The 2,184-nt window shown below is 53.8% G+C and carries 3 protein-coding genes; 1 reads left to right on the top strand and 2 read right to left on the bottom strand.

Translation table 11 applies throughout. The features are described 5' to 3' along the window. Nucleotides 1-224 (bottom strand): hypothetical protein (locus EPD60_RS07865; RefSeq protein WP_165871464.1); only part of this gene is annotated, 224 nt, incomplete at its 3' end. Nucleotides 225-588: 364 nt separating this feature from the next. Between EPD60_RS07865 and EPD60_RS07860 the strand changes: the two genes are divergently transcribed. Next, nucleotides 589-1,071 (top strand): hypothetical protein, encoded by a 483-nt coding sequence (locus tag EPD60_RS07860; protein WP_207896562.1) that lies wholly within the window; start codon nucleotides 589-591, stop codon nucleotides 1,069-1,071. Between the two features lie 346 nt (nucleotides 1,072-1,417). On the opposite strand, the gene EPD60_RS07855 is transcribed toward EPD60_RS07860, so the two are convergent. After that, the coding region (locus EPD60_RS07855; protein ID WP_131448497.1) for a transposase at nucleotides 1,418-2,184 on the bottom strand (767 nt) is incomplete at its 5' end.

Below are 2,184 nucleotides of genomic sequence, written 5' to 3'. Positions count from 1 at the left end.
GGCCACAGCGCAAAGCCCTGGTCGTTGGCCGCCAGCCGCCGATTCGGGTTAATTGCGGCAGAAATTCTCTTCAAAAGCTTTTTCTTTCCGACCAGTCCTTGGTTCGACCAGCAGGACACGAACTTCTCCTTGGCATCACGTTCGACTTGCCAGCCGCCGGACACCGTACCTGCATTTTCGTTGACCTCCAGCGACCTGCTACGCAAGCTGTACACTCCAGCCACGCAAACAGTCTCGCGTACGACTTCCCTGTGAACTTGGCGGACAACTCCGTCGCGGTGGTTTGTGGTATGGCTGGCGGCGGCTTCGCGGCGCACCTGCTCAGCTAGTTGCGGTAGGGGAGCACTCCGACAGTTCGACGTCGGGGCGGCGGCCTTGTAGGCGGGCCGAGCGGCCAACAGGGGCTGTTGCGCTATGGCCTCCGAGCAGTCACTATAATTTCTATCTTCACTCTCGGCCACAGCGCAAAGCCCTGGTCGTTAGCAGCAACCCTACAGTCTTTCAATCATGACGTGCTGGTATACCGCTCGTGAATCATTCGGGCCAGCTGATGGCGACGGTTGGAGACTCTACGTTGAGTCATCTCGCATGCCTCAGCTCAAAGAACTCGTTGGTTTGGATGGTTTGCTTTGTGGGTCGGTATTCAAGCCGGACACCAACGACGATGAGTTCTGGGAGTTCGTTGTTATCGAGGAAAGTGTAATAACCAGCTTTTTCACGTCGCTTTCCTACGTTCGTTCTAAGGTCACCGGTATTGATTGCAATATTCTGGCTGTTGTAATGAATCCGGAAATCGAATGCTTGGGAGAGGTGCTTCCTGGCTTTGAGTTCCTAGGTTACGACTTGTTGGACTACCACTTTGACATTAGTCCTCTAACCAACTGCGGTGGCTTTGATGAGACCTTTCTTCCGGAAGAACTGAACCAGTATGGTCTCCTTACGTCTCAAAAGCGTGCTAGGGAGGTTTACAAAATGCTTCCTGAAAATAACCCCGATGAAGATCATGCCGAATGTAACTATTTCGCCGTTTGGCGTCTTGTAAGCCCGGAACTGGCGGTCAGTCCTCCTTGATTTGCCGGGCTGCTGCTAACATGGGCTCCTATGTAAAGGGATTAGTTGCGTGAGGTAACAAATATTTTTTGGCTGGTCCCCGATACTATCTTTTTCAAGCGTTTATTGAAGCATGCTCCTATAAGCAGTCAGCCTAACGTTGTGGGTGCTGCAAGTCAATATTTCCTTTTAAAAAAGCGGCCGCTGCAGACTGTGCCAGAGCAACCTGGGTTGCAGTTCATGTTGAGCAGTCGGCCGCCAAATAGATCGTGCTTCTGTATTGCCTGTATCAGAAAAGAAGCAGGGTGACACCCTTAGTTTTTTAATCCGTTTCCCTTTTGATTACTAAAAAATCTACGCCCATCGCTCAAGCGCTTGCCAACTCCTTGCGGGCCTTCCCTCTTCTTTTAGGCTCGGGAGGTAGCGGTGCTTCTATTTGTTCAGGGCTTCCTTCCGCTACGCCACGCACGTACATCCGCTCTGACAGCAGCACTGCCCGCATCCTCCTTAATAGTCGTCTCGCGATACGGATGATGGCCTGCGGTCCCTTCATGCGCCCGCACAACTTCTTATAGTGCTCCAGCAGGGCGGGATCCTTGGTAATGGCCATCCACGCGGATTCCACCAGCTGCGAGCGCAGGGCGTTGTGTCTTCTTTGGGTAAGGCCCGTATGGCGCTCCCGCTCCCCGGAGCTGTAGGAGTCGGGGCAGAGACCTACGAATCGGTTCAGGCTGTCTGCATCTTTAAAGCGCTTTACGTCTCCCACCTCCATGAGGAAGAGGGCGGAGGTGAGCGGGCCGACGCCAGGTATGGAGCGAAGCAAGGTCGCTTGTTTTGCGTAGTGCTCCGAGCGCATCACCGCGCGCAGCTTCTTTTCAGTTTTGAGCAACAGCACTCGTAAAGCCCGCACCTCTTCCAGCATCAGCTCCAGGGTTTCCCTCAGGTCTTCATCACCTGCGGCGGTGGCTTGGATCCAGTCGAGGAAGTTGTGGCTCCAGGTGGCGTTGTCAAACCTGGGAGGGACTATGATGCCCTGGAAGCGGAGCTCGCTTTTCAGCCGGTTCTTTACCCGGGAGAGATCACCCCAGAGCTTTTTTCTAAACCGGATCAGCGAGCGCTGCTTCTGTTGTTTTT

Source organism: Flaviaestuariibacter flavus, from assembly GCF_004337505.1.
In the GTDB taxonomy this organism is placed as follows: Bacteria; Bacteroidota; Bacteroidia; order Chitinophagales; family Chitinophagaceae; genus Flavisolibacter; species Flavisolibacter flavus.
The sequence above is the reverse complement of the archived record's forward strand: the minus strand, read 5'-3'. Positions and strand labels throughout refer to the sequence as shown.

What these genes read in the sequence shown, in the direction of transcription:
- EPD60_RS07860 (WP_207896562.1), top strand. Translation starts at nt 589, where the DNA reads ATGCCTCAGCTCAAAGAACTCGTTGGTTTGGATGGTTTGCTTTGTGGG.